The sequence below is a fragment of the Bradyrhizobium sp. T-1 genome (assembly GCF_053592855.1).
In genome coordinates, this window is the sequence record NZ_CM132115.1 from 3,784,730 (window position 1) to 3,809,846 (window position 25,117).

General features: G+C 62.6%; 25 protein-coding genes, 1 tRNA gene and 1 pseudogene. 16 read left to right on the forward strand and 11 right to left on the reverse strand.

From position 1 onward, the window contains the following. The first annotated feature begins 220 nt into the window (after positions 1-220). From plsX to ACWAT4_RS18225, 5 genes are all read left to right on the forward strand, one after another. On the forward strand, positions 221-1,282 hold the full coding sequence (plsX, locus tag ACWAT4_RS18205) for a phosphate acyltransferase PlsX (RefSeq protein WP_212301015.1): 1,062 nt from the start codon (positions 221-223) through the stop codon (positions 1,280-1,282). Continuing rightward, positions 1,279-2,259 (forward strand): beta-ketoacyl-ACP synthase III, encoded by a 981-nt coding sequence (locus ACWAT4_RS18210; RefSeq protein WP_212424489.1) that lies wholly within the window; start codon positions 1,279-1,281, stop codon positions 2,257-2,259. Before plsX ends, ACWAT4_RS18210 begins: the two co-directional genes overlap by 4 nt. Positions 2,260-2,393: 134 nt before the next feature. After that, complete coding sequence (locus ACWAT4_RS18215) at positions 2,394-2,735, forward strand: integration host factor subunit alpha (RefSeq protein ID WP_206733146.1); 342 nt, start codon at positions 2,394-2,396, stop codon at positions 2,733-2,735. Positions 2,736-2,762: 27 nt separating this feature from the next. Continuing rightward, positions 2,763-3,341 carry a MerR family transcriptional regulator gene (locus tag ACWAT4_RS18220; protein WP_212301013.1) on the forward strand — a complete coding sequence of 193 codons (579 nt, stop codon included), beginning with the start codon at positions 2,763-2,765 and terminating at the stop codon, positions 3,339-3,341. Between the two features lie 111 nt (positions 3,342-3,452). Further along, positions 3,453-3,530: transfer RNA gene (locus tag ACWAT4_RS18225), tRNA-Pro, on the forward strand. An 87-nt stretch (positions 3,531-3,617) separates the two neighbouring features. On the opposite strand, the gene ACWAT4_RS18230 is transcribed toward ACWAT4_RS18225, so the two are convergent. From ACWAT4_RS18230 to ACWAT4_RS18245, 4 genes are all read right to left on the reverse strand, one after another. Next, positions 3,618-3,857, reverse strand: a complete 240-nt coding sequence (locus ACWAT4_RS18230) for a hypothetical protein (protein WP_212301012.1) — start codon at positions 3,855-3,857, stop codon at positions 3,618-3,620. Positions 3,858-3,931: 74 nt separating this feature from the next. After that, on the reverse strand, positions 3,932-4,228 hold the full coding sequence (locus ACWAT4_RS18235; protein ID WP_212424490.1) for a hypothetical protein: 297 nt from the start codon (positions 4,226-4,228) through the stop codon (positions 3,932-3,934). Further along, positions 4,156-6,720: a WD40 repeat domain-containing protein gene (locus ACWAT4_RS18240; protein WP_212424491.1), complete on the reverse strand. Its 2,565-nt coding sequence runs from the start codon at positions 6,718-6,720 to the stop codon at positions 4,156-4,158. Before ACWAT4_RS18240 ends, ACWAT4_RS18235 begins: the two co-directional genes overlap by 73 nt. A 303-nt stretch (positions 6,721-7,023) precedes the next feature. Further along, on the reverse strand, positions 7,024-7,653 hold the full coding sequence (locus ACWAT4_RS18245; protein ID WP_449731056.1) for a TetR/AcrR family transcriptional regulator: 630 nt from the start codon (positions 7,651-7,653) through the stop codon (positions 7,024-7,026). 121 nt (positions 7,654-7,774) lie between these two features. Between ACWAT4_RS18245 and ACWAT4_RS18250 the strand changes: the two genes are divergently transcribed. After that, positions 7,775-8,746, forward strand: a complete 972-nt coding sequence (locus tag ACWAT4_RS18250; protein ID WP_449731057.1) for an alpha/beta hydrolase fold domain-containing protein — start codon at positions 7,775-7,777, stop codon at positions 8,744-8,746. A gap of 51 nt (positions 8,747-8,797) precedes the next feature. Here ACWAT4_RS18250 and ACWAT4_RS18255 read toward each other — a convergent pair whose 3' ends face one another. Beyond that, on the reverse strand, positions 8,798-9,067 hold the full coding sequence (locus ACWAT4_RS18255) for a hypothetical protein (RefSeq protein WP_212301134.1): 270 nt from the start codon (positions 9,065-9,067) through the stop codon (positions 8,798-8,800). A 1,038-nt stretch (positions 9,068-10,105) separates the two neighbouring features. Here ACWAT4_RS18255 and ACWAT4_RS18260 point away from each other — a divergent pair. Next, positions 10,106-10,207, forward strand: a pseudogene (locus ACWAT4_RS18260) (PEPxxWA-CTERM sorting domain-containing protein); the annotation flags it as partial. A gap of 137 nt (positions 10,208-10,344) precedes the next feature. Here ACWAT4_RS18260 and ACWAT4_RS18265 read toward each other — a convergent pair. After that, a complete protein-coding gene (locus ACWAT4_RS18265) occupies positions 10,345-10,584 on the reverse strand; it encodes a hypothetical protein (RefSeq protein ID WP_212301007.1) in 240 nt (79 codons plus the stop codon). Between the two features lie 307 nt (positions 10,585-10,891). Here ACWAT4_RS18265 and ACWAT4_RS18270 point away from each other — a divergent pair, with 307 nt between their 5' ends. The 3 genes from ACWAT4_RS18270 to ACWAT4_RS18280 all read left to right on the forward strand — a co-directional run bounded on the left by ACWAT4_RS18270 (position 10,892) and on the right by ACWAT4_RS18280 (position 14,308). After that, positions 10,892-11,800 carry a dihydrodipicolinate synthase family protein gene (locus ACWAT4_RS18270; protein ID WP_449731058.1) on the forward strand — a complete coding sequence of 303 codons (909 nt, stop codon included), beginning with the start codon at positions 10,892-10,894 and terminating at the stop codon, positions 11,798-11,800. A 147-nt stretch (positions 11,801-11,947) separates the two neighbouring features. Beyond that, entirely contained in the window at positions 11,948-12,919 is a 972-nt protein-coding gene (locus ACWAT4_RS18275; protein ID WP_449731059.1) for an SDR family NAD(P)-dependent oxidoreductase, read from the forward strand. Positions 12,920-13,192: 273 nt separating this feature from the next. Next, positions 13,193-14,308 (forward strand): alpha/beta hydrolase family protein, encoded by a 1,116-nt coding sequence (locus tag ACWAT4_RS18280; RefSeq protein WP_449731060.1) that lies wholly within the window; start codon positions 13,193-13,195, stop codon positions 14,306-14,308. Positions 14,309-14,337: 29 nt separating this feature from the next. Here the strand turns inward: ACWAT4_RS18280 and ACWAT4_RS18285 are convergent, their stop codons facing one another. After that, complete coding sequence (locus ACWAT4_RS18285) at positions 14,338-14,844, reverse strand: MarR family winged helix-turn-helix transcriptional regulator (RefSeq protein ID WP_212301003.1); 507 nt, start codon at positions 14,842-14,844, stop codon at positions 14,338-14,340. 409 nt (positions 14,845-15,253) lie between these two features. Between ACWAT4_RS18285 and ACWAT4_RS18290 the strand changes: the two genes are divergently transcribed. After that, on the forward strand, positions 15,254-16,801 hold the full coding sequence (locus tag ACWAT4_RS18290) for a porin (protein WP_212301002.1): 1,548 nt from the start codon (positions 15,254-15,256) through the stop codon (positions 16,799-16,801). 282 nt (positions 16,802-17,083) lie between these two features. Here ACWAT4_RS18290 and ACWAT4_RS18295 read toward each other — a convergent pair whose 3' ends face one another. From ACWAT4_RS18295 to ACWAT4_RS18305, 3 genes are all read right to left on the reverse strand, one after another. After that, positions 17,084-17,572 carry a GcrA family cell cycle regulator gene (locus ACWAT4_RS18295; RefSeq protein ID WP_212301001.1) on the reverse strand — a complete coding sequence of 163 codons (489 nt, stop codon included), beginning with the start codon at positions 17,570-17,572 and terminating at the stop codon, positions 17,084-17,086. 72 nt (positions 17,573-17,644) lie between these two features. Continuing rightward, positions 17,645-17,842 (reverse strand): hypothetical protein, encoded by a 198-nt coding sequence (locus tag ACWAT4_RS18300; RefSeq protein WP_007603456.1) that lies wholly within the window; start codon positions 17,840-17,842, stop codon positions 17,645-17,647. A 199-nt stretch (positions 17,843-18,041) separates the two neighbouring features. Further along, complete coding sequence (locus ACWAT4_RS18305) at positions 18,042-18,983, reverse strand: acetamidase/formamidase family protein (protein WP_212301000.1); 942 nt, start codon at positions 18,981-18,983, stop codon at positions 18,042-18,044. Between the two features lie 179 nt (positions 18,984-19,162). On the opposite strand from ACWAT4_RS18305, the gene ACWAT4_RS18310 reads away from it, so the two are divergent. Genes ACWAT4_RS18310 through ACWAT4_RS18325 form a run of 4 tightly spaced genes read left to right on the forward strand, consistent with a single transcriptional unit; the run spans position 19,163 to position 23,128 of the window. Continuing rightward, positions 19,163-19,930, forward strand: coding sequence for a YdcF family protein (locus ACWAT4_RS18310; protein WP_212301125.1), 768 nt, complete (start codon positions 19,163-19,165; stop codon positions 19,928-19,930). 49 nt (positions 19,931-19,979) lie between these two features. Continuing rightward, positions 19,980-20,762 carry a DUF169 domain-containing protein gene (locus tag ACWAT4_RS18315; protein WP_212424498.1) on the forward strand — a complete coding sequence of 261 codons (783 nt, stop codon included), beginning with the start codon at positions 19,980-19,982 and terminating at the stop codon, positions 20,760-20,762. Between the two features lie 9 nt (positions 20,763-20,771). Continuing rightward, positions 20,772-21,950 carry a saccharopine dehydrogenase family protein gene (locus ACWAT4_RS18320; protein WP_212300998.1) on the forward strand — a complete coding sequence of 393 codons (1,179 nt, stop codon included), beginning with the start codon at positions 20,772-20,774 and terminating at the stop codon, positions 21,948-21,950. A gap of 2 nt (positions 21,951-21,952) precedes the next feature. Further along, a complete protein-coding gene (locus ACWAT4_RS18325) occupies positions 21,953-23,128 on the forward strand; it encodes a saccharopine dehydrogenase family protein (RefSeq protein WP_212300997.1) in 1,176 nt (391 codons plus the stop codon). Between the two features lie 150 nt (positions 23,129-23,278). Here the strand turns inward: ACWAT4_RS18325 and ACWAT4_RS18330 are convergent, their stop codons facing one another. After that, a complete protein-coding gene (locus ACWAT4_RS18330) occupies positions 23,279-24,475 on the reverse strand; it encodes an FAD-dependent monooxygenase (protein WP_212300996.1) in 1,197 nt (398 codons plus the stop codon). A gap of 148 nt (positions 24,476-24,623) precedes the next feature. On the opposite strand from ACWAT4_RS18330, the gene ACWAT4_RS18335 reads away from it, so the two are divergent. Beyond that, entirely contained in the window at positions 24,624-25,094 is a 471-nt protein-coding gene (locus ACWAT4_RS18335) for a MarR family transcriptional regulator (RefSeq protein ID WP_212301124.1), read from the forward strand. Positions 25,095-25,117: the final 23 nt, after the last annotated feature.

The window sequence follows — 25,117 nt, forward strand, 5'->3', positions numbered from 1 at the left end:
TTTGAGTTATATGCGTTTATTTTTGATTTTGGCGTTCTGCCGGCGGATTGTCCTCAATCCAAAAGCCTGGGGGCAAGAGGTTGTTTCGGGATAACAAAACGCTATTGTCCGCCCCGGTCCGGGTGCGGCGTGGCGCTTGGCCGGTCGCCATGTCCATGGCGAGCCCATTCCGCGGCCCCGCTCTTTGACGACCGCGCCAGACCAGGTTTCCGGGATTTTGATGCCAAGCAAGGTTCGTATCGCGCTTGACGCCATGGGGGGCGATGTCGGCGCCCCTGTCGTCATTCCAGGCGCGGCCATCTCGCTTGGCAGGCATCCCGGGACCGAGTTTCTGCTGGTCGGCGATCGCGCCAGGATCGAGCCCGAGCTCGAGCGCCATCCGAAGCTCAAGGCTGCCTCCCGGATCATCCATACCGACGTTGCCGTCAGCGGCGAGGATAAGCCGAGCCAGGCGCTGCGCCGCGGCCGCAAGACCTCCTCGATGTGGCTTGCGATCGATGCGGTGAAAAAGGGGGAGGCGGATGTTGCGGTTTCCGCCGGCAATACCGGCGCGCTGATGGCAATGGCGCGCTTCCATCTGCGCACGCTGCCTGGCATCGATCGGCCTGCGATCACTGCCGTGTGGCCGACCATGCGCGGCTCGTCCGTCGTGCTCGATCTCGGTGCCACGATCGGCGGCGATGCGCGCCATCTGGTGGCGCTCGCGGTGATGGGCGCGGCCATGGCGAGCGTGGTGTTCGACAAGAAGCGCCCGACGGTCGGCCTGCTCAACATCGGGACCGAGGAGATCAAGGGGCATGAGGAGATCCGCGAGGCCGGTGAAATCCTGCGCGCGAAGAACCTGCCGGAACTCGATTATGTCGGGTTCGTCGAGGGGGACGGTATCGGCAAGGGGCTGGCCGACGTCATCGTGACCGAGGGCTACAGCGGCAACATTGCGCTGAAAGCGGCCGAGGGAACCGCGCGCCAGATGGCCGACTTGCTTCGTAACGAGATCCAGCGGAGCTGGCTGTCCAAGCTCGGTTATCTCTTTGCCCGCAATGCCTTCCAGGCCCTGCGCGACAAGATGGACCCGAACAAGTCGAACGGCGGCGTGCTGCTCGGACTGAACGGGCTCGTGGTCAAAAGCCATGGCGGCATCAATGCCGAAGGCTTTGCCTATGCGATCGATGTTGGTTATGAGATGGCCAAATTCGATCTTCTGAACAAGATCAATCAGATGCTCAACCGCGATGGGGGTACGCTAGGTTCCGTGCCAACCGCGCCGGAGGATGTTTCGTGACCAAGATTCGTTCGGTGGTGCTGGGCTGCGGCTCCTACCTGCCGGAGCAGGTGGTGACCAATGCCCAATTGGCGGCGCGTATCGACACGTCCGACGAATGGATTGTGCAGCGGACGGGCATTCGCGAGCGGCACATTGCGGCCGAGGGCGAATTCACCTCGCATCTTGCGCTCAAGGCGGCGCAGGCCGCGCTTGCCGATGCAGGCGTGGATGCGCAATCGATCGAGCTGATCGTGCTGGCGACCTCGACGCCCGACAATACTTTCCCCGCGACCGCAGTCGCCGTGCAGCACGGGCTCGGCATCAATCACGGCGCGGCTTTCGACCTTCAGGCGGTGTGCTCGGGCTTCGTCTTCGCGCTGGCGACGGCGGACAATTTCCTGCGCACCGGCGCCTACAAGCGCGCGCTGGTGATTGGTGCCGAAACCTTCTCGCGCATCCTCGACTGGAACGACCGTGGCACCTGCGTGTTGTTCGGCGACGGCGCCGGCGCGGTCGTGCTCGAGGCGCAGGAGCAGCCGGGCAATCCCGCGACCGACCGCGGCATCGTCACCACGCATCTGCGCTCCGACGGCCGCCACAAGGCCAAGCTGTTCGTCGATGGCGGGCCGTCCTCGACCCAGACTGTCGGCCATCTTCGCATGGAGGGACGCGAGGTCTTCAAGCATGCGGTCGGCATGATCACCGACGTGATCGTCGATGCGTTCCAGGCGACGGGGCTCAATGCCGACGGCATCGACTGGTTCGTGCCGCACCAGGCCAACAAGCGAATCATCGACGCCTCCGCCCACAAGCTCCACATCGCGCCGGAGAAGGTGGTGCTGACGGTGGACCGCCATGGCAACACCTCGGCGGCTTCGATCCCGCTGGCGCTGTCGGTGGCGCGCAAGGACGGCCGCATCAAGCGCGGCGACATGGTTCTGCTGGAGGCGATGGGCGGCGGCTTCACCTGGGGCTCCGCACTGGTGCGCTGGTAGAGCCACAATCGATAAAATTTTGCCGGAATCGGCGTCGATTATCGATGCGTCTGCATTGATGAGCGGTGTTGACCGCCGTATCGTAAGCTCATAATTTCAGACAACAATTGTTCGCCGTGATGTGGGGCAGGGCGATGACCGATCAAAGTAAAACCGTAACGCGTGTCGATCTCTGTGAAGCCGTCTACCAGAAGGTGGGCCTGTCGCGGACGGAATCGTCTGCGTTCGTGGAACTCGTGCTGAAGGAGATCACCGACTGCCTTGAGAAGGGCGAGACGGTGAAGCTGTCCTCGTTCGGCTCCTTCATGGTCCGCAAGAAGGGGCAGCGCATCGGCCGCAATCCGAAGACCGGCACCGAGGTGCCGATCTCGCCGCGCCGGGTGATGGTGTTCAAGCCGTCGGCGATCCTGAAGCAGCGGATCAACGGTCAGCACCGGGCCAATGGCGACGCCAGCAAGGCGCAACCCGAGGCGTAACCAGCCTGTCGGAAAAGGATTTGGCATTTGGACAAGGCGCCGGATGCGTTCCGAACCATCAGCGAAGTAGCGCAGGAACTCGACATTCCGCAGCACGTGCTGCGGTTCTGGGAGACGCGATTCTCCCAGATCAAGCCGATGAAGCGCAGCGGCGGCCGCCGCTATTACCGCCCCGACGATGTCGATTTGCTCAAGGGCATCCGCCGGCTGCTCTACGGGGAGGGCTACACCATCCGCGGGGTGCAGCGGATCCTGAAAGAGCACGGCGTCAAATCAGTGCAGGGGCTGGCTGACAGCTCGGCGGCGGTCTCGTTCGGGGCCATCGAGGACGCCATCGGGGCGAGCCTGATGGAGCCGGACGACGAGGCGCCCATCAAGGGCATCACCGATGCCGACGATGACGACTATCAGGGCGATGAAGAGGAAGGCATCGACTTCCGCTTCACCGAGGTCGACGACGAGGAGATCCTCACCACCTTCCGCAAGGGCGGCGCTGCTGCCGCGCCGGCTGGCCCCAGTGCGCTGGACCGGGAACGGCTGGAACGGGCGCTTGGTGAGCTCGTCGCTTGCAAGGAGATGCTGGATCTGGCCCTGAAGGATGGCTGAGGGCCTTTTCGTCCGCTTTGCGGCCCGTTCCCCCGGGCTTTGAGCGAAGACACCAAAATGGTGCGACCTCGCCTTGCGCAAAGCGGCGATCCTGGCTAATGGAACGACGTTCGGAGCGTGGCGCAGCCCGGTTAGCGCACTAGTCTGGGAGACTAGGGGTCGGAGGTTCAAATCCTCTCGCTCCGACCATTTTCTTCAGAGAAGAGCCCAATGCTTGCGCGATCGCTGATCGGCAAGCGATGTCCTGTTTTCGCAATGAGTCGGTGCTTGGCGGCATCAGCACGCGCTGTGCTGGCACGGCTGCTCAGGAGGCGCGTTGCCGCGGGCCCATGACCTGACGGCGAAGGCGAGTTGGTGATGCCCCATCGTGTCCACCAAGGAGGCTTGTGCGCTCTCCAGGCGTTTGAGCACCGCGCCGGCGTTAAGGTCCAGGAGTGCGTCGGCCGCCAAAAGGGATACCGACAGGAACGCAATCGCGGACGCGACGATAATTCCCCTCCATTCTGGTGATTTCATCAGCTGACTTTCTCAGGTATTTCGCCTGCGCGGATAGGTAGGGCTTCTGTGAGCGATTCAAGCCGTCGAAGGGCTCACACACGCATTCTTGAAGACGAGCGCTGCGCCGAAGGTTTCAAGAACCCCACCACCATTCGCGTCGTCTCGTCCGCCAGCGTCCGTACCGCCTTCGGCAGCATCTCGGCCTGGTTCAGCGCTATGTTGTCCGTGGCCGCTTCGATCGTGCTGACAGATGAAGTTGCGCCATCAAGGTCGATCTCGCGCATCTCCTTGCGATGGCTGTCGAGATAGGCGCGCGCTAAGGTGTGGACTTGGCGGTTGAACGCTTCGATGTCGAGCTTGCCGGCGCGGGGGATCTGCTGGGCGAGCATGCGGTGCAGTTTGGGGCTTCTTGGGAAAACACCCACATCGCGCCGAGATGGCCGTTGTCGAAAGGGCCGCCTATGATCGCGGTGTTGCCGTCGGCGGACAGAGCAACGGAATAGCCTTGTTCGATTTCATTTCCAATCGCGCCGGTGCCGACCAACTTCGACCCTCGTTGCGTCCATACGCCATCACGATCGCGCGTATAGACCCACGCCGCTCCGCCATGCCCGCTGTCGGTGGGCGCACCGATAATGGCGGTGTTGCCGTCGGCTGACAGCGCGACGGAGTAGCCCTGTTCGGCTTCGCCGCGGGCGCCAGTGCCGACCAGCTTCGATCCTTGCTGCGTCCACTCACCATTGGGACTGCGGGTATAGACCCAGGCCGCGCCAGCGCCGGCATTATCGAGATATCCGCCGGCAATGGCGGTATTGCCATCGGCAGACAGTGCTACGGAAACACCTTGGTAGGACGTTCCAACAGCGCCGGTGCCGACCAGCTTCGGCCCTTGCTGCGCCCACACGCCATCACGACTGCGCGTATAGACCCACGCCGCTCCGACGTAACCATCGTCGGCAATCCCGCCGATAATTGCAGTGTTTCCGTCGGCGGAAAGGGCGGCTGAACGCCCTTGTAGAGAGCTCCCGATAGCACCAGTGCCAACCAGCTTCGATCCTTGCTGCGCCCACACACCTTTCTTATTGCGGATAAAGACCCAGGCCGCGCCGCGGCCGTTGCCGCCATCGTCGTCACGCCCGCCGACGATGGCGGTATTGCCGTCGGCAGAAAGTGCGACGGATACACCTTGGGCGGACGTTCCTATCGCGCCGGAGCCAAGCAGTTTCGATCCTTGCTGCGTCCACACATCATGATGACCGCGGGTATAGACCCAGGCGGCTCCGACGCCGCCATCGTCGTAATCCGCGCCGACCAGCGCGGTCTTGCCGTCGGCGGACATTGCGACGGAGAGGCCTTGGAACGCATGTCCAGCAGCGCCAGTGCCGACAAGCTTCGATCCTCGCTGAGCCCAGGCGCCGCTTTTGCGGGTATAGACCCAGGCTGCCCCGCTGAGACCGCTGTCCAGGGGCGCGCCGACAACGGCGGTGTTGCCGTCGGCGGACAGTGCGACGGAATAACCCTGCCGCACACTGCCTTGAGCGTCAGTGCCGATCAGATTCGATCCCTGCTGTGTCCACGCACCCTCAGTGCGGACATAGACCCGGGCCGCCCCAGCGCCAGCGTCATCGGCATATGCTCCGACAATGGCCGTATTGCCATCGCCGGAAAGCGCGACGGACACGCCTTGGTAGGAACCTCTAGCCGCAGCGCCGACCAGTTTGGACCCTTGCTGCGTCCACTCACCGTGACTGCGGCTGTAGACCCAAGCCGCACCGACGTAGCCGTTGTCGGAATCCCCGCCGACCATCACGGTATTGCCATCGGCAGACAGCGCGACCGAAATGCCTTGATAGGAGCTTCCCATAGCGCCGGCGCCGACCAGCTTGGATCCTTGCTGCTCCCACCCGCGGTCTTGGCGAGTGTAGACCCAAACCGCCCCGACGAGGCCGGTGTCACTGGGCCCGCCGACCACCGCGGTCTTGCCGTCAGCGGCTAGCGCGACGGAAACACCTTGTGCGGAATGTACAGCACCAGTGCCGACCAGCTTCGATCCCTGCTGTGTCCACACGCCGTCACTACGGCGAACATAGCTCCAGGCTGCTCCGATCCCGCCGTGATCGGCAATCCCGCCAACCAGCGCGGTATTGCCGTCGGAGGACAGTGCAACGGAATAACCTTGTTGGGAGTTTCCAACGGCGCCGGTGCCGAGTAGCTTCGATCCCTGCTGCGCCCACACGCCGTCACTGCCGCGGGTATAGACCCAGGCCGCGCCAGCGCCGCCGTCGTCGCCAGGTCCGCCCACAATTGCGGTACTGCCATCACCAGACAGCGCGACGGACAAGCCTTGCTGGGTGCCCCCGATGGAGCCAGTGCCGACCAGCTTCGGTCCTTGCTGCATCCACGCGCCATCCTTGCGCATGTAGATCCAGGCCGCCCCGATGCCGCCGTTGTCGCCATATGCGCCAACAATGGCGGTATTGCCGTCGGCGGACAGTGCGACGGAAACGCCTTGGTCGGAGCTTCCAACGGCGCCGGTGCCGGCCAACTTCGGTCCCTGCTGCACCCACTCATCGTTACTTTTGCGAGTGTAGACCCACGCTGCCCCAAGATAGCCGTCGTCCGCAACGCCGCCGACCAAAGCAGTGTTGCCGTCCAGGGACAAAGCGACGGAGCGACCCTGCAAAGAACTGCCAGCAGCGCCAGTGCCCACCAGCTTCAATCCTTGCTGCGCCCACACACCGTGCGCAGCCCCAACGAATGTGGTCGCACGTCCATCTTCATGTGCTGCATGAGCTTCGCCAATTTGCATGGCCGCGTGCATGTGGGCTATGGCGTGCATCACAGCCAACACGACAAGCAAGACCATCAATCGTTTCAACATCGTCTCCTTAGCCCGGACCGTACGTCGATGCAGGTCGTTCGAAGCTCGAGGTCTTCAGGTCGCTAATTTATTGCTCGCTTTGGTGGCCCGAACTGTCCCCTCATTCGCACAGCTCCAGGAAGCAATTGCAATGCCCGTATTGTTTCGCCGTGTTTCTCTATCGATCTGCACCCATGTCGACGATTTTGCGCCAGAGTTTGCCGAAGGCCGACGTCGGGTTTGCCGATGTCGCCGGTCGTTATGTCGGGAGCGCATCCGCCGAAGCCCAACTTGGAGTCATGAGCCCTGGCTGAGCTGCGAACGCTACGCGGAAGGTTTCAAAAACCCCACCACCATCCGCGTCGTCTCGTCCACCAGCGTCCGCACCGTCTTCTCCGGCAGCATCTCGGCCGGGTTCAGCACCGTGTTGTGCGCGACTGCCTCGATCGTGCTGACGCAGATGAAGGTTGCGACATCGAGGTCGATCTTGCGCATTTCCTTGCGGTGGCTGTCGAGATAGGCGCGCACGAGGGTATGGACCTCGCGGTTGAAGGCTTCGACGTCGAGCTTTCCGGCGCGGGGGATCTGCTCGGCGAGCACGCGGTGCAGTTTGGGGTTGATGCGGTGTGCGTCGATCGCAAAGGTGACGAGGCGGCGCACGGCTTTCTCGATCGGCATGTCCATGACATCGCAGAGTGTCGCGCGAACGATGCCCATGATCTCCTCGTGATGACGGTCGATCACGGCCGCGACGAGGGCCTCCTTGCTCGGGAAATATTGATAGAGCGAGCCGACGCTGACGCCGGCGACCTCCGCGATCCGGTTGGTGCTCGTCTTCTCGAAACCTTCGCGAACCAGAATGCGAGCAGTTGCCTCGACCAGCGCGTCGACGGTGGCGCGGGAGCGCTCCTGCAGGGCATTTTTCCGGGGTTTTGTCGGTGGTTTGCGCGCCATGAGACCTACGGTTCGAATGCGAGTAGGAAAAGCGAGTGAATGCTCGCATTATAGGCCGGCCGGTCGCCGAGAGATAGAAGCGAGTTGGTGCCGGCCTGGCGCAGCAGTTGAGGGCAGGAGCATGAGCGTTGCGAAGATGCTGTCGATCGGGCGGCTTTGCGAATGCAATTTCTCGCAGGGCAAACCTTCAAGCGATCCCGCGCCGAGCTTGCAGAGCCGCCTCTTCAACTTGCTGCTCGGACTGCTTCCCAACAAGGGGCAACTCGCATCGGTCGAGGCCGTGCAGGCGCATGTGCAGAAGCTCGCATTGGCGCCGGCATCGTTTGAGCCGACGGGGCTTGGCCGTGGCGTCGAGGCGACGCTGACCAAGATGGGCGGCTGGCCGGTCTATTACACGACGCCGTCATCGGGTTATGAAGGCTGCAACTTCGTTATGTTCCTGCATGGCGGCGGCTACATCAATGAGATCGTGCCGGCGCATTGGTGCTTTGTCGGGGAGATGACGCGCAAGGCGGGCGTCGTCTGCGTCGTGCCGATCTATCCGCTCGCGCCGCGCGCGACTGCCAAGGATGTCGTGCCGAAGACGGCCGAGCTGTTGCGGATGCTGCTGGAAGACGCGGCAGCTGCCGAGGTCACAGTGGTCGGCAACTCGGCCGGCGCGGGCCTTGCGCTTGCTGCGTGCCAATGGCTGCGTGACCGCGGCCATCGGCAGCCCAATCGGCTGGTGCTGATCTCGCCCGCAGCGGATGCCTCGGTGAGCCGTCCGGAGCAAATGGCGATCGCGGCGCGCGATCCGATTCAGGATATTCCGGGGATCATCGAAGCGGGACGGCCCTATGCCGGTGCGCTTGATATCGGCCATCCCTTCGTCAGCCCGCTCAACGGTGCTTTCCGTTCGCTTGCGCCGATGACGATATTCTCGGGCACGCGCGATCTGCTCTATCCCGACAGCGTCGATCTCGCCGCGCGGGCGAGGGCGGCAGGCGTGCCGGTCGAGCTGCACCTGCTCCGCGATCAGCCGCACAATTACGCACTGATGCCGACGCCGGAAGGGCGACGGGCGCGCAAGATGATCCTGCACGCCATCGCCTGATGGGGCGCGGGCTCGTTGACTAAGCCGCTGCTGCCTCGGTCCCGGAATGAATTAGGCCGGAGAGTGAACAGCGCTTCGTCGTCCAAAGGCAGGAAACAGATGGCCCGGCCGCTCCATGGCCTCGGACCGCGCCTCGTTTTGCTCGCAGTCGATATCTGCGATGACGTCTTCGAAGGCGGAAATCGCCTGCTGGATATCAGCAATCTGTCTGAGCTCGTCGTCGCTGATGGCGCCGACGCGGTTCTGCAGCGCGACGACCATCTCTCGCCGGCGCTCCTTCAGTTGCACGAGTGGCAATCCATGATCGGGCGGATATTGCATCTGCACCTCCTGGGGTTGGTCGTATAACCTTATGTAAAACCTGCTGAAATACCGTTGAAACAGTCCCTCAAATGCGATCTTTCTTCGCCGCCGCGGTGGGGAACCAACTCCGCCTCTCCTCGGCGCGTTTCGAGGGGGAGAGCGCGAGGGGGAGAGCGCTATGACCAAATATGAAGGTTCCCTTTTGGGAACAACGATTTAGATTGGCAAGAGCGAGTTGGTGATCCTAACGTCCGCTGACCGGGCAGCAGGGTTTGTATCGTTAGTTGTTTTCATCCCGGGGCTGGATTTGCTCGACCTAATTTTTTGACACCACGTCAAGCTGACTTCGAGACAGGCCGCCGCGAGGCGGCCTTTCTTTGTTGCCGACCGGATGACGAGGGGCGCGTCACGTCGGCGCTGGTCGGCGGCTGCATCACGAAGAAACGCCGGCGGCTCTACTCACACTTTAAACATTTAATCGGATGCCGATCGGGCCGAATAAGCGGCGAAACCTCTAATTAAACTTGATTTAATCATTGAAATTGAGCAGCATTCAAAAAAATGCAGCAGGGAGTGGACGTCATGAAGTCACTCAAGGCCATGGTCACGGCGGCGGCTCTCGCTTTTGGCGCAATCTGTGCCAATCCGATTTCATCGGCGCATGCAGATATTATTTGGAATCTCAGTGATCTCCAGTTCGTCCTGCCGAATGGTTCATCGGACGGCGGAACGCTGAATGGCACGTTCGCCATCAACGTGTATGGCTACAACGGACCGGTCCACATTGTGACCACGACGGGTATCGCCATGACCGGCGATGTCTATACCGGTGTTTGGAATTCCAACATCAACAATCCGACCGATACGGTCACGATCTTCCTCTCGGATGGATTGGCTTACCAGCGGTACATCCAGCTGACATTCGCCAATCCACTGACTGTACCGGGCGTGGATGCGATCGTGGGCGGAGCTGGCGGCCAGTCGTTCGAGTGCAACAACTGGAGCTGCAGCGGCGGGATTCGCTACATCGCCGACGGCGCGGTTGCCATCTCGTCTGCTGTTCCCGAGCCCTCAAGCTGGGCGATGATGTGTTTGGGATTCGCCGCCGTGGGATTCCTGGCGTTTCAGCGAAAACGCAAAGTTGCGGTTGGCATTTGAGTCCGTCGCGACTGGGACTGCGCGAGGAAATCAAGTCGACTTGAATCCGCCGAGGGGTGGGGCGGGTGTGCGCTGCAAGCCTCCGCAGTCGTGAGAGCGGCTCCGGGCGTTTCCTCGAGGCAATGGTTTGCGAGGCCTTAGGCGTGGCCCTTGATCTCATAGTGGCCCGGCACGCATTTGTAGCGGTCGAGGCGCCAGTTGGCGTGATAGATCGGATGCTCGTCCATCCATTTTGCAAGCGGGGCCTGGGCGCCGATCGCACACTGCATCATCGAGATCTCGGGCGTCATGTTGCTGTCGGTCACGATTTCCTCGATGCAACTGCCTGAGCTGACTGCGCTCAGCCGGCAGAGCACGGCAACGACGGTCACGAACATTCCTGTCACCTCATCGGTAGTTTCAGACCACGAAGAGGATGCAAGCGGAGTGCCAGAGCCTGTGACACGAACAACACGCTGGCCTGGCCGACTCGACCCAGCGTCCGGAATCCATTTGGCGATTCGGATTGTAAAAAAATTGCCCCTAAACCGAAGCCGGACAATTACGGGGAACCGGAAAAGAAATGCCCGTAGGAATGCTGGATTCTAAGGGCTGTGCCGCGCCGGGGGCGCTTCACAGCCTCCTCGGAGCCGGTAGGCTCCGAAGTCGGCGGGCTCGCCAGTTTCGGAAACGCGAGGGCAGACCATGAAGGCACGACCGACCGGGGTGATCCCGCCAATGACGACGCCGTTCCGGAAAGACGGCGAGATCGACTATGAGCTCGTGGCGTCCCAGGTCGACTGGTTGATCGGCGCCGGCGCGCATGGCGTTGCGGCCGGTGGCTCGACCGGTGAGGGTCATACGCTCGACCACGAGGAATATCGCGACCTGATGGCAGCGACGGTGGAGGCGGTGAAGGGACGTATTCCCGTGATCGCCGGCATCATCGTGGACTCCACGCGCGATGCGATCCGCCGCGGCAAGCTGGTGCGTGACATGAATGTCGCAGCACTCCAGGTCACGCCGGTGCACTATCTGTTCAAGCCGGATGACGAGGCGATGGTGGCGCATTTCCGCGCCATGGCGGATGAGACCGGCATGCCCATCATCATCTACAACGTCGTGCCCTGGTCATACTTGTCGCCGGCGCTGCTGACGCGGATCATGACCGAGGTGCCGCTGGTGATCGGCGTCAAGCAAAGCGCGGGCGACCTCAAGCTGTTCGCGGACCTCATGATGATGGCGCCGGACAAGCTGATCTACAGTGCGGTCGATGCCCTGATGTATCCGTCCTACACGCTGGGGGCCCATGGCTCGATCGCTGCAATCCTGACTGCGGCGCCGCACGCGTCCGTGGCATTGTGGGATGCGGTGAAGGCGAACGATCATCCACGCGCGCTCGAACTGCACAAGAAGCCGCTGACGCTGTGGAACGCCGTGATCGCCGATAATCTGCCGGCCTGCACGCGCTATGCGCAGACCCTTCAGGGCCTGCCCAGGACCTACCCACGTGCGCCGATGCCGGAACCCTCGCCAGCGCAGCAGGCCGCCACCCGCAAGGCGCTGGAAGCCCTCGGCGCCTTGAATGGGGCGAGGGTCGAAGCGGCCGAATAGTCCGCGCACCGAAATAACCCGGGCCAAAGAGAGCAGAGCCGATCCGCTTTTACGTGCGGATGCGGCGCTGCTACATTTCGCGCACGTCGCATGCGCGGCGCGCCAACGAGAAAGAAACAGGCCGACAAGGGGAGGGGCTGAAGTCCCATGAAGGAATTTGCTGGAAAGATCGCGGTCATCACCGGTGGCGGCACGGGCATGGGGCGGGAGCTCGCCCGGCAGCTCGTGGCCGAAGGTTGCAATGTTGCGATGTGCGACGTCTCGGAGGCTGCGATGGCGGAGACCAAGCGGCTCTGCGAGGTCGAGAAGCTGCCGCAGGGTCTGCGCGTCACGACGCATGTCGCCGACGTTTCGATCGAGGATCATCTCAAGCGCTTTCGCGATGAGCTCGCAGAGCAGCAGAAGACCGACAATATCCACCTGCTGTTCAACAACGCCGGCATCGGCGGTGGCGGCAGCCTGTTCACCAACACGCGCGAGCAATGGGAGCGCACTTTCAACATCTGCTGGGGCGGCGTCTATCTCGGCGTGCGCACCTTCCTGCCGATGCTGGTCAAGGCCGACGAAGCCCACATCGTCAACACCGCGAGCGTCAACGGCTTCTGGGCCTCGATCGGCATGGGCCAGGCGCATACCGCCTACAGCTCGGCGAAGTTCGCGGTGAAGGGCTTTACCGAGGCGCTGATCAACGACCTCCGCCTGCACGCACCGCATGTCAAATGCTCGGTGGTAATGCCCGGCCACATCGGCACCTCGATCGTCTCCAATTCGCGCAAGGTGCAAAGCGGGGACGGATCGGAGCGTCTCAACGCCGACGAGATCGTGTTGACCCGCAAGCGGATGGTTGGGGCAGGCGTGCCAGATGCTGACAAAATGTCGGACGACGACATCCAGGCGGTCTTCGCCGAGCGTGCCCGCAGCTTCCTGGAGGATGCACCGACGACCGCGGCGCAGGCCGCCAAAATCATTCTCGATGGTGTGAAGGCGGAGCGTTGGCGTATCCTGGTCGGTGAGGACGCCAAGCGCCTCGATGAGCGCGTACGCGCGGCGCCGGAGCAGGCCTATGACCGTGCCTTCTACGAAAGTCTTGTCCAGGAGGTCGGCTGGCGGCTTGGCTGAGACCAGCAACGATCGCGCGCGCATGTGGGTATGATGATCATCATTGCAAGAGGTGCGCAGCTAATTTTGTTCGAGTCATTTTACTCGGGCAATTTTAGCCGTTCTCTCGCGCGAGTCTTCTTATGATGATACGGAATGTCACACATGCGACACGTGCCGTGCGTTCAAGCGATGGTGATCTCGAACGGGTCTCATTCGGCGCAAGCCAGCTTGGTTGGCGAACTGAAATAGTTTAGTCAATCAGGGGTAATACCACGACAGAGCGTCGCTCCGATGATACCCGCTTGCCTCTCCGACAACTTTATCCTCTGCCCGGAGAGAGAGGATATCTCCGCTGAATTCACGCGGCTGCTGACTGCGGCACAGGAGGGTGGCGCCACCATCGCCGAATGCCTGATGATCGCGCGGCAGCTGAAGCGCGACGACGAGCAATCCTGGCATCGTGAGTGGAAGAGGCTTGCGCAAGCCAACCGGCAGCGCGCCGAGGCGGCGTTTGCGGAAGGCCATCTGGCCACGGCGCAGCGCAACTGGCTGCGGGCGATGAACTACTACGGCGCGGCCGCGATGCCGCTCGATCCGGCCGATGAACGCCGCTGGGTCGCAGTGCTCGCGATGCAGGAATGCGCCCGGCGATTCGTCGCGGCGCGTAGGCCGGGCGGCGAAGTCGTGACCATTCCCTGGGTCGAAGGACATTCGTTGCGAGGTTACTTCTTGCCTGCGCCTGCGGCGAGCGGTCGCGCGCCGACGGTGATCTGTATTGGCGAGCCCGGTCATCGCAAGGAAGAGTTCTTGTCCAAGCTCGCGCCGCATGCGCGCGAGCGTGGGTTGTCGATGCTCGCGCTGGACCTGCTCGGCGACCAGCGTGACGACTACGCCGACATGCTGATGCAGCGCCGGGATCTCGAAAGCTCGGTTGGCTGCGCGATGGATTATCTGGAGCAGCGCGCGGATGTCGATTTCGGTCGCGTTGCGATCGTGGCGGACGGGTGGGGCTCTTCGTTTGTCGCGCGTGCCGTGCTGCAGGAGCCGCGTCTCGCCGCAGCCGTCTGTGACGGTGGCCTATGGGACCTGCACGAGCGGTCGTTCTTTTCCAGCCGTTTTGCGATGCGCGACCTCAGCATCGTCCCGGTGCCGCAGGCGCCATTGATGGCCTCCAGCGCCGAATGTCCGGTGCTGATCACGCTCGGCGAGGACGGCTGGCTCAAGGCCGACCGGGCGCGTCAGATCGTGCAGAAATCCGCGCTCGGCAGCTCCGACATCGTGCTGAAGGTGTTCACAGCAGCGGAGACCGGCGCGGCACAGGCCCATGCCGACAATCCGAGCCTTGCCAACGAATACATCTTCGACTGGCTCGAATCGCGACTCGGTGCCGCCAATCAGCGAATCTGAGCGCGGCCTCTCGGAAGCGGCTGCGCACTTCAGAAATCGAGGGAGATCCGGACGCAGGCTTTCTCAAGCCGGGTCTTCAGCGTTGCGAGCTTGGCCGTGAATTCCGTCAGCTCGTTTTCGTCGAACTCCTGGAAGACGAATTCGCGAATCGTCTTGTACTGCTCGTTGAGGCTCGCGATGTGCTTCTGCGTCTTTTCCACCAGCGACAGCCGCACCACGCGGGCGTCGGTCGGCGAGGGTCGGCGACGCAGCAGGCCCTTCTTCTCGAGCAGCTTGGATTGGGTGGTGACGAAGGACGGATCGACGTGGAGCAGCTTGGAGACCACGTTGACGGGCACGCCGTCGTCCTTGTCGAGGTCCGAAATCGCCATCAGGATCAGCCATTGCGGTCCGCTGATTCCGAGCGTCCTAGCCCAGAACTGACGCAGCTCCTCCAAGTGCATGTTGATCGACGATATCTCCCAGGTAAATCGCCTGATGATGTCGAGATTGCCGACGGAGCGGAGGCGCGCCCCTTCTTTCCTCGTCGCTGACACAGCGTCACTCCCGCAAACTGATGTCTTTCTGGCCGGTGTTCGCGGCCGCCATAGTCCACGCAAGTCTGCCCTGACGCAAGTGCAGGGCAGGGTAATTGTGTCACGGAAATTACAAATATGATCAGGTCAGGCTTTTTGGTTCAGGGCTGGTGTTGCGCAGCAGACACAGGATTAGTGAAACCACAAAGCTGATCTAATAAACTATTTTGATTAATGGATCGGTGCGTTCATATTGATTTCTGACGGTGGGGGGTTCTCGATCGTCCCGTTGCAGGTGGTTCGCTCACGTCCCTCGCGTCGAATGCGGGTACGTCCGAAAGCGCGAAGCGGCCGAGCGGATTTGAAGAGACGGGGATCTGGGGGGCCTCACGGTCCGGTCTCCGTAAAATGAGCAACTTGGAGGTTTTAAATGAAAGTGGTGAAGAGCCTTTTGCTCGGCACTGCGGCGGGTCTGATCGCCGTCGGTGGAGCTCAGGCGGCTGATCTTCCGGTCAAGGCCAAGGCGGTTGAATACGTGAAGATCTGCTCGCTGTACGGTGCAGGTTTCTACTACATTCCGGGCACCGACACCTGCGTCAAGCTGGGTGGCTACCTGCGCGCTGACGCCGTTCTTGGCGGCGCCGGCGACTATGGTTTCAACAACACCACGAGCAGTGCGAATGGTGGGTCAAACAACCGTCTAACCAACTATTACTATAGCCGCGCTCGTTTCGACCTCAACGTCGACACCCGTACGGCGACCGAATACGGCGTCGTTCGCACCTACGCTGACATGATCTTCAGCTATGATACGGCCAACGTCACCGGCAGCAGCCCGGCGGCGTTCTCGACCGGTGCGCCCACGCTCGGCCTCTACCATGCGTTCATCCAGTTCGCCGGCTTCACCTTCGGCCGCACGGTCTCGATCTTCGATGCCCCGTGGCAGAGCTATCCGGCTGGCGGTCCCGACAGCATTCCGGGCGGCAGCAACCACGTCAACGGCATCAACCAGGCTGCCTACACGGCTGACTTCGGCCAGGGCATCACGGGTTCGATCGCGTTGGAAGAGGAGACCACGGCGTCGAACGGCCAGTCGAACCTGTGGAACGCCAACGGTTTCGTGGCCTCCAGTGCCGTTAACGGTGCGGGTGCCATCGTGACCACTTCGGCTGCCGCAAACGCTGCCGCCGCCCTCATCCAGGGCAACTATGGCGTCAATGCCTGGGGTGGAACGCGCGTCCCCGATATCACGGGTGCAGTTCGTGTCGACCAGGCCTGGGGTCTCGCCCAGATCTCGGTTGCTGCGCATGATCTGCATCCTGGCTACTACGGCACGACGGAACCCAGCGGTCATCCGTCGGACAAGTGGGGCTGGGCTGTGCAGGGCTCGTTGTCGATCAAGAACATCCCGACTGGTGCGGGCGACAACATCAACCTGCAGGCTGTCTACACGGACGGTGCAACGCGTTACAATTTCCAGAGCCTGTTCCCGCAGAGCTTCTTCATGTTCAGCGGCAGCAGCTCCGGCGCGTATCAGAGCGTCGGTTTCGCCGGTCTTGCTGACGGCGTCTTCGGCACGGGTACCGGCATCGATACCGTCAAGACCTGGGGTCTCCGTGGTGCCTACACCCACAACTGGAGCCCGAACTGGGCGAGCGCCGTCTACGGCGGTTATGCCCAGCTGAAGTATGGCACGACGGGCAAGGCCCTGATCTGCAACAACTTCGCTACGATCGCGGTTGCCGGTTCGACTTGTAACCCGGACTTCAACTTCGGCGTCATCGGTGTCAACACCGTTTGGACTCCGGTCAAGAACCTGGCGTTCACTGCAGACCTGAGCTGGTCGCGTCTGGACCAGAAGTACTCTGGCGCCATCACTGCTCCGGCCATTTCCACCGCTGCCAAGCCGGGCGCCGTGTATGAGCTGAAGGACCAGAACTCGGTGAGCATGCTGCTGCGCGCTCAGCGCAACTTCTGATCATCGATCGCGCAATTCGGTCAGAGAACCCCGGCGGGCAACCGCCGGGGCTTTTCTTGATGAATCTCTGAATTCCACAATCAGAGATCTCCTCCGCGAGCGACGAAGACGAGCTATGCGATTCGATCTCCACCAATTTTATTTACTTACCTGAGTTGCTCAGCTATATTCCGCTCGGCCGATTTCGAAAAGTTGCGGCTCTTAGCTTCACGCTAAGCCTCCAAGAACCTCCGGTAGTGCCCTGCCGGAGGTTTTTCGTTGTGGAGCAGGGGACGGTGGCTTTCAGCCGCGCATGATGCGCGCGCGCGAGTTCGGCTTGTAGGCGAGGCGGCTGTGGCCGGCGCAATAGGGCTGACCGTCGTGCGCGGCATTGCCGCAGAAGCAGAAATCCTCGGCCCCCGGCGTCGAGATCGGCCAACGGCAGTGGTTTTCGCCGAGCTCCATCAGCGAGCAGCGATTGGCCTCGTCGATCGGCCCGGTCGCGACGGGCACGTCCGCGTCGCCGTAGATCGTGGCCAGCATTTCGAATTGTAACCGGGGCACCGCTTTCGGCGCGCGCGGCACGGAATTCCTGTCCTGATTTCTGTCTTGCAGCCTGCGCTCGTCGACCGAGCGGCCGCGCGTGAGATTGAGGCGCGACAGCTTCCCGATCACGGCGTTGCGGCTGACGCCGATGTCGGCGGCGATCTCGCGGCAGGACAGACCGGCTTCGAAGTGCTGCTTCAGAAGTTCAATTCGTTCGTTGGTCCAGGTCGGTGAGAGAACAGGCATTGTAACGGTCCCAGGTTGCGACAATCGACCAACCGCAGCTCGAGATCCGTCCGCTTCACGTTCGGCGCGCGCTCACGTCCTGCCATTGTCGCGGATCGACAAAAGCCCGTCTTTGATGGCGAGACGGATGCCTTCCTCGATCAAGGTACGTGCGACGCCGGGAACGCTGGTGCCGTGGGTGCCCTGTCTCACCAACTTCTCCAGGTAGGTGATGGTCGAGAGCGCCAAGGTTACGGGAATGCGGTCAGTCTCGGCTTTTTCGGTGGCCATGGCCCGAACGCTAGCCTCTTACTCAGGTACATAAAAGTAACGATTAAGAATCTATTTAGGTTCGGGGGTGGAAGTCAAATCCGAGCTTCGGCCGCAGTTCAGCGCATTGGAATCGCTGGGAAAAAGACGCGACCGCGTGCGCCGCGCGGAAGTCCGGGCGGCGGTGTGGCGTCAGCGGGCAGGGGATGCGGGCCAGGTTTCAGCCGTGCACGACCGCCTTTTCGATCATGCAATGGATGCCCTTGGAGCCGTTGACGGTCTGGGTCACCCGCAAATCGGCCGCGAGACTGCACAGCGTATAGGCATCCTCGCGCGACAGGTTTCGCATCTCGCCAAGCAGCGCGATCATGTCGCGCAACGCCCGCACCGCGCATTGGTCGAGGTCGGGGTCCATCGCCATGGTCATGTAGTGGGTCGTCGTCTCCGCGCGCGGATAATTGAACCGCAGATCCTTGCGCAGCGTCAGCCGGAAGCGGCCCGAGAGCGCCGTCTCGATCGCGGTGACGCAGACCTCGCCGTCGCCCTGCACGCCGTGACCGTCGCCGCAGGAGAACATCGCGCCCGGAACGAACACCGGCAGAAACAGCGTCGCGCCGGCGCCGAGCTCCTTGTTGTCGAGATTGCCGCCCATGGCGCGCGGAACGAGCGAGGAGATGCGGCCCCAGGCCGGCGGCGGCGAAACACCCATCACGCCGAAGAACGGCTTTAACGGCAGATCGAGCCCCCACGGCATGCGGCCAACCATCCGTGTCCGGTCCAGCGGAATGTTGAGGATGCGCGTCTCGTGGAAATCGTCGGGCAGGGTGCCCGACAACGGCTTGATCAAATTCCAGCCCCAGTCCTGGCGGAGCTGGACGTCGAGAATCTCGACGGCGAGCACATCGCCGGGCTCGGCGCCTTCGACTGCGATCGGGCCGGTCAGGATGTGGCCGGGGAGCATGCGTTCGTTCTTGGCATGAACCTCGAACAGCTCCGGGGGAATGTGAAACTTGCTGCGGTCGGGCAGCATGTCCGGGCCGCCGCTGATGGTATCGATGGTCACCTCATCGCCGCTGGCGATGGTGAGGACGGGCTTGAGCGCGGCTTCAAAGAAGCCCCAATGGCAGGTTTCGGGGCTTGAATGCAGATGGTGATGGGTCATTTGCCGCGTCCGTCCGGTTTCATCAGCTCTCGTCGTGAGAACCTGTATGCCCGGGCTTGACCGGGCGATCGATCCTCATTCAAAGGATTTCCGAAGATGGACGGGCCGGTCAAGCCCGGCACGGTCATTCCAGCGAGGCTCCCCTGTATTTCGTTCTCTCCAAGACTCTCGGCATTGCGTTGCTGCCGATCAATCTCCTGGTCGAGCTTGGGATCCTGTCGCTGCTGTTGATGGCGACGCGCCTTGCCGCACTCGCCCGCAAGCTTGCCGTGACCACGTTGGTCCTCCTGGCTCTGTCTGCGTTCTCACCGCTCGGCAATCTCCTGCTGTATCCGCTGGAGTCGCGCTTTCCGCCATGGGACTCCTTGCGCGGGGCGCCCGACGGCATCATCGTGCTCGGCGGCTCCGTCGACACCGATCTGTCGGCGGCGCATCGCACGCCGGTCGTCGCACACGCGGCCGATCGCATGCTGGCGCCGGCCGAGCTCGCGCGGCGCTATCCGAACGCGCGTATCGTCTTCACCGGCGGCACGTCGAACCTGATCGCGACCGAGGCGAGGGAAGCCGACTATTCCGCGCCGATCCTGGAGAATCTCGGCATTCCGAAGCAGCGCATCATCCTCGAGCGCGACTCCCGCAACACCTGGGAGAATGCAATCTTCACGAAGCAATTGGTCGCACCGAAACCGGGCGAGCGGTGGCTGCTGGTCACGTCGGCCTTCCACATGCCGCGTTCGATCGGCGTCTTTCGCGAGGCTGGCTTTGACGTCGAAGCCTATCCCGTCGACTGGCGAATGGGCGGGCGCGACGAGCTTTTTGCCTTTGCGCGTAACGGACGGGACGGCCTCGAAAAGACCGACGTCGCGATGCGCGAATGGATCGGCCTCTTGGCGTACCGTGTCACGGGACGGACCCGTGAGTTGCTTCCGGGACCTGCCAAGGATTAGCTTAGAACAAGAGCAGCAACGGTGCGCAGTCACCGGCCCGGAGGACGCCATGCAGCAGCAGAATGCAGACAGGATCGATCTTGCCGGCCTCGTCGCCGATCTCAACAGCCTGTTGCGGCTGAAGACGACGGTGATCGGCATGAAGCTGTTCACGCAGGCCGCGGAGATGGAGGCTATCCCAAAAATCCGGCGGCCAAATGCGACCCACACCACGGATCAGATCGTCAGCATGGCCTCGCGGCTCGGCTGGACGGTCGGCATCACCGGTGACGATCTCGTCGGCGCACAGTGCCGCGCGGTGATTGGGCTCAGCCCCCAGGACGAGAAATGGCTTGCCGGCGAAAATTATGTCGGCGTCTGGCACGGCACCGCGGCGGATGCGCGCAAGCGCCAGGAGGCGCTGGATGTGGTTCCGTTCGGGCAATACCAGGCGCTCGCGGTCAGTCCGCTCGCGAGCGGCCGGCTCGATCCCCCCGACATCTGCCTCGTCTATGCGACGCCCGGCCAGATGATCATCCTGATCAACGGCCTGCAATATACCGGCTACAAGAAGTTTGAATGGGGCGTCGTGGGCGAGACCGCCTGCGCGGATTCCTGGGGGCGGGCGCTCAAGACCGGAGAGCCCAGCCTGTCCTTGCCATGCTATGCCGAACGGCGCTATGGCGGCGTGCCGGACGAGGAGATGCTGATGGCCCTGAAGCCTGCGCATCTCGCCAAGGCGATCGAGGGCATGAAGGCGCTGGCCAAGAACGGCCTGCGCTATCCGATTCCGCCCTATGGAATTCAAAGCGACGTCCGTGCCGGTATGGGCGTGAGTTACGCAAAGAAATAAAGGCCGATCATGAATTCTGCGAAGTTCGACATCGTTGTCTATGGTGCGACCGGTTTCACCGGTCAGCTCGTCGCCGAATATCTGGCGGCGCATTACAAGAACGACAAGCAGCTCAAATGGGCGATGGCGGGCCGCAGCCTAGACAAGCTGAAATCCGTGCGGGACGCTATCGGCGCGCCCGCGGATACCCCCTTGATCGTGGCCGATGCGGCCGATGCCGCCTCGCTGAAGGCGATGGCGGAGCGGACGATGTCGGTGATTACGACGGTCGGCCCCTATCAGCTCTATGGTGAGGCACTGCTCGCGGCCTGCGTCGCCACCGGCACGGATTATTTTGATCTCTGCGGTGAGCCGATCTGGATGCGGCAGATGATCGACAAGTACGAGGCGGCTGCGAAGGACAGCGGTGCGCGCATCGTGTTCTCCTGCGGGTTTGACTCCGTGCCGTTCGAGCTGGGTACGTTCTTCGTGCAGGAAGAGGCCAAGCGCGTGTTCGGCTCGCCCGCCGCGCGGGTGAAGGGTCGCGTGCGCGACATGCGCGGCACGCTCTCGGGCGGCACTGCGGCGAGCGCTAAGGCGACCTTCGATGCGGTCGCCAAGGACATGAGCCTGGTTGCGATCCTGAACGATCCGTTCGCGCTGACGCCGGGCTTTGCCGGCCCGAAGCAGCCGAAGGGCAACAGGTCGATCCTCGAGGAAGACCTGCAGTCCTGGGCCGCCCCGTTCATGATGGCGCTGATCAATACCCGCAACGTGCATCGCTCCAACATGCTGATGGGCTTTCCCTACGGCCAGGATTTTGTCTACGACGAGATGGTCTTGACCGGTCCCGGCGAGAAGGGCGAGGCCAACGCCAAGCGCGTGATGGCGGCCAACGCCGAGAAGACCGGTCCGGGCGCGCCGAAGCCGGGTGAGGGACCATCGAAGGAAGAGCGCGAGAACGGACTGTTCAATTTGCTCTATGTCGCGATCGCGCCCGACGGCCGCATGGTTCGCGCCGGTGTCACCGGCGATCGCGATCCCGGCTATGGCTCGACCTCGAAGATGATCTCCGAATGCGCGATCTGCATGCTGCGTGATGCAACGGACGTTGCCGCCGGCTTCTGGACTCCGGGTGCAGCGATGCAACACAAACTGATCAAGCGGCTCGAGGAGAACGCCGGGCTGACGTTTAGGGTCGAACGGTAGCCGTGTCGTCGAAGTTCGACATCGTCCTCTACGGCGCAACCGGATATACCGGCCAACTCGTCGCTGAGTATCTCGCCGCGCAGTACGCGGGCGACAGTGTGCTGACCTGGGCGATGGCGGGGCGCAGCAGCGACAAGCTCGCCTCCGCTCGCGATGCGATCGGCGCACATGCGGACACGCCGCTCATTGTGGCAGACGCAGCTGATCCTGCGTCGCTTCGGGCCATGGTCGATCAGGCGAAGCTGGTCGTCACCACGGTCGGTCCCTACCAGCTCTACGGTTCCGATTTGCTTGGCGCCTGCGTCGCGTCGGGCACCGACTACATGGATCTCTGCGGCGAGCCGATCTGGCTGAAGCAGATGATCGACAGGCACGAAGTGGCGGCCAAGGCGAGCGGCGCGCGCATCATTTTCTCCTGTGGCTTCGATTCCATCCCGTTCGAGCTCGGTGCGTTCTTCGTGCAGGAGGAAGCAAGGCGCGTGTTCGGAGCACCAGTGCCCCGCGTCAAGGGACGCGTGCGCGACCTCAGCTGGAAGTTCTCCGGCGGCACTTCGGCTAGCGCGAGGGTCACCTTCGAAGCCGTTGCGCAGGATCTCAGCCTGGTGTCGATCCTCAAGGACCCCTTCGCATTCACACCCGGCTTCGAGGGGCCGAAACAGCCGCGCGGCAACAAGCCCATTTTTGAGGAGGATCTGCAATCCTGGTCCGCCCCGTTCGCGATGGCGATGCTGAATACGCGCAATGTCCATCGCTCCAACATGCTGATGGGATTCCCCTATGGCCGGGATTTTGTCTACGACGAGATGGTGCTGACGGGAGCAGGCGACGAGGGCCAGGCCAACGCGAAGCGCGTGATGGCCGCCAATAGCGAAAAGACCGGCCCTCAAGCGCTCAAGCCCGGTGAAGGGCCGTCAAAGGAAGAGCGAGATAACGGTCATTACGATTTGCTCTACGTTGCGATCGCTCCCGACGGCCGTCAGGTGCGCGCGGCGGTGAAGGGCGATCTCGATCCCGGCTATGCGTCAACGGCGAAGATGGTTTCCGAATGCGCGGTTTGCCTGTTGCGCGACACGCCTGATGTTCCAGCGGGTCTCTGGACGCCGGGGGCAGCGATGCAGCACAAGTTGATCAAGCGGCTGGTCGATCATGCCGGGCTGATGTTTGCTGTAGAAGCATAGATGGCTGCATTACGAATGCTGTCATGCCCCGCGAAGGCGCATCCAGTACGCCGCGGCCTATCGTTTCGATCACTGCCGCCTCTGGAATACTGGATCGCTCGCCCCTGTGCGCAATTGCGCATTAGGCGGACGATGACACCGAGTTAGCCGTTACGCCGCGCGGGCATCATAGGCGTACATGAAGTCCATGCTCTTCGAGCCCAATGGCAACAGCCATTTCAGCATCTGATTTCTCATCCACGCGCCGGTGGCGCCAAACTCGCGCTTGCTGTTGCCGTTGCGCCGCGCGATGGCGACGATCTTCTCGGCGCGGGGGCGCCGCTCGGCCTCGAAAGCCTGGAATGTGGCGCCGAGCTCCTGGCCCTCCTGCATCAGTCGCGCAAGCCGCATCGCATCCTCCAGCGCGAGCGAGGCGCCTTGGCCGGCATGGGGGCTGGTCGCGTGCGCGGCATCACCGATCAGCAGCGAGCGCTTGCGCGACCAGGTCGGCAAGGTCGCGATGTCGAGCGTGTCGGTGACCACGATGTTCTCGGCCGCCTCGATGATGTCAGGAATCGGATCGTGCCAGCCGTGATGGAAACCGCGCAGATGCTGCTTCAGCGACTGTTGGTCGAGCGCGCGGACCATCGCGGCATCCATGCCATGCGCCGGCTGCGTGCTCCACCACATCACGCCGTCCTTCGGGTCCGGGCTGCAATAGCCGTAGCCGAAGAAGCCGCTCTGTCCGAACGTCGTCTCGACGTGTCGGCCAATCGCCCGGCCGTCCAGCACGGCGTGCGGCACGAAACCGCCGAAGCCGATCAGGCCGGTGTTGAAGGGCTTTGGCCCGTCCGGCACGACCTGGCGCCGCGCTATGGAATGCACGCCGTCGGCGCCGATCAGGAAGTCGCCCTCGGCGGTGGTGCCGTCGGCGAAATAGGCAATGATCGGCTGGTCGCCGCGATCCTCGATCTTGATCAGGCGCTTGTCGAAATAGAGCGAGACGCAGGCGCACCAGGCCTTGTCGATCAGAATCTCGTTCAGCGTGGCACGACAGACGTTGACCGCGGGCTGACCGAAGCGCCGCGCCATGTCGCGGTTGATCGAGCCGAGCCGCTCTCCGCCTTGCGAGTAGAAGTCGAAGGCCTCCGCGATCGAACCGCGGTTGATCAGCTCGTCCGCAAGGCCGATCTCGTCCATCACGTGCATGCCGTTCGGCGCGATCTGCAGGCCGCCGCCGATGCCCTTCGCATAGGGCCACGCTTCGTAGATCGCAGATTCGATGCCGGCCCGGCGCAGCAGGATCGCGGCAACGGGCCCGGCGATGCCGGCGCCGATGATCAGGGCCTTGCGGGGACGATGAGGCATTGGCTTGCTCCCGACGTTTCCGTGGTGCTACGAGGAATTACGGTCGCTAAATCTCTTAGTGACTAAGATATATATCGACTAAGATATGAGGTGAGCCTTGTCAAGGACAAAGGCGCGCGCGGCGTTGCTGGGGGAATTGGAAGAGGCGATGCGGCGGTCGTCCGCGCAGGGCGTGCTCTATGGGCAAACCGTTGCGAACGTGGCCGGAATTGCCAACTCCGACCTCGAATGCATGGACATTCTCTATCTCGAGGGGCGCGTGACCGCGGGCCGGCTCGCGGAGGTCACGGGACTGACGACCGGCGCTATCACCGGTGTGGTCGACCGGCTCGAGAAGGCGGGGCTGGTGCGCCGCGAGCGGGACGAGGCCGATCGCCGCAAGGTCTATATCGCCGTCGTGCCAGAAACCGCCATGAAGATCGGCCAGCTCTACGTGCCGATGCAGCAGGCGATGGAGAAGGTGTTCAATGCCTATTCAGACGAGGAGCTGCGGCTGCTGCTGCGTTTCGCCAACGAAGGCTACAAGGGCGTGGTCGCCGCAACCACGGCGCTGAAGGGTCTGCTCGATACGCCGCCGGAGAAGCGCCCCGATCTCAAGCTGAAGAAGCGTCGTGGCTAAGGCGTTCTCGAGCGAAGCGGATA

Bases quoted from the DNA above. Each gene is read 5' to 3' on its own strand.
- ACWAT4_RS18270 (WP_449731058.1), top strand. From the start codon at position 10,892: ATGAAGGCACGACCGACCGGGGTGATCCCGCCAATGACGACGCCGTTC.
- ACWAT4_RS18290 (WP_212301002.1), top strand. From the start codon at position 15,254: ATGAAAGTGGTGAAGAGCCTTTTGCTCGGCACTGCGGCGGGTCTGATC.
- ACWAT4_RS18275 (WP_449731059.1), top strand. From the start codon at position 11,948: ATGAAGGAATTTGCTGGAAAGATCGCGGTCATCACCGGTGGCGGCACG.
- ACWAT4_RS18330 (WP_212300996.1), bottom strand. From the start codon at position 24,475: ATGCCTCATCGTCCCCGCAAGGCCCTGATCATCGGCGCCGGCATCGCC.
- ACWAT4_RS18320 (WP_212300998.1), top strand. From the start codon at position 20,772: ATGAATTCTGCGAAGTTCGACATCGTTGTCTATGGTGCGACCGGTTTC.
- ACWAT4_RS18295 (WP_212301001.1), bottom strand. From the start codon at position 17,572: ATGCCTGTTCTCTCACCGACCTGGACCAACGAACGAATTGAACTTCTG.
- ACWAT4_RS18300 (WP_007603456.1), bottom strand. From the start codon at position 17,842: ATGGCCACCGAAAAAGCCGAGACTGACCGCATTCCCGTAACCTTGGCG.
- ACWAT4_RS18280 (WP_449731060.1), top strand. From the start codon at position 13,193: ATGATACCCGCTTGCCTCTCCGACAACTTTATCCTCTGCCCGGAGAGA.
- ACWAT4_RS18335 (WP_212301124.1), top strand. From the start codon at position 24,624: ATGCGGCGGTCGTCCGCGCAGGGCGTGCTCTATGGGCAAACCGTTGCG.
- ACWAT4_RS18240 (WP_212424491.1), bottom strand. From the start codon at position 6,720: ATGTTGAAACGATTGATGGTCTTGCTTGTCGTGTTGGCTGTGATGCAC.
- ACWAT4_RS18305 (WP_212301000.1), bottom strand. From the start codon at position 18,983: ATGACCCATCACCATCTGCATTCAAGCCCCGAAACCTGCCATTGGGGC.
- ACWAT4_RS18315 (WP_212424498.1), top strand. From the start codon at position 19,980: ATGCAGCAGCAGAATGCAGACAGGATCGATCTTGCCGGCCTCGTCGCC.
- ACWAT4_RS18245 (WP_449731056.1), bottom strand. From the start codon at position 7,653: ATGGCGCGCAAACCACCGACAAAACCCCGGAAAAATGCCCTGCAGGAG.
- ACWAT4_RS18250 (WP_449731057.1), top strand. From the start codon at position 7,775: ATGAGCGTTGCGAAGATGCTGTCGATCGGGCGGCTTTGCGAATGCAAT.
- ACWAT4_RS18230 (WP_212301012.1), bottom strand. From the start codon at position 3,857: ATGAAATCACCAGAATGGAGGGGAATTATCGTCGCGTCCGCGATTGCG.
- ACWAT4_RS18265 (WP_212301007.1), bottom strand. From the start codon at position 10,584: ATGTTCGTGACCGTCGTTGCCGTGCTCTGCCGGCTGAGCGCAGTCAGC.
- ACWAT4_RS18215 (WP_206733146.1), top strand. From the start codon at position 2,394: ATGACCGATCAAAGTAAAACCGTAACGCGTGTCGATCTCTGTGAAGCC.
- plsX (WP_212301015.1), top strand. From the start codon at position 221: ATGCCAAGCAAGGTTCGTATCGCGCTTGACGCCATGGGGGGCGATGTC.
- ACWAT4_RS18235 (WP_212424490.1), bottom strand. From the start codon at position 4,228: ATGCTCGCCCAGCAGATCCCCCGCGCCGGCAAGCTCGACATCGAAGCG.
- ACWAT4_RS18255 (WP_212301134.1), bottom strand. From the start codon at position 9,067: ATGCAATATCCGCCCGATCATGGATTGCCACTCGTGCAACTGAAGGAG.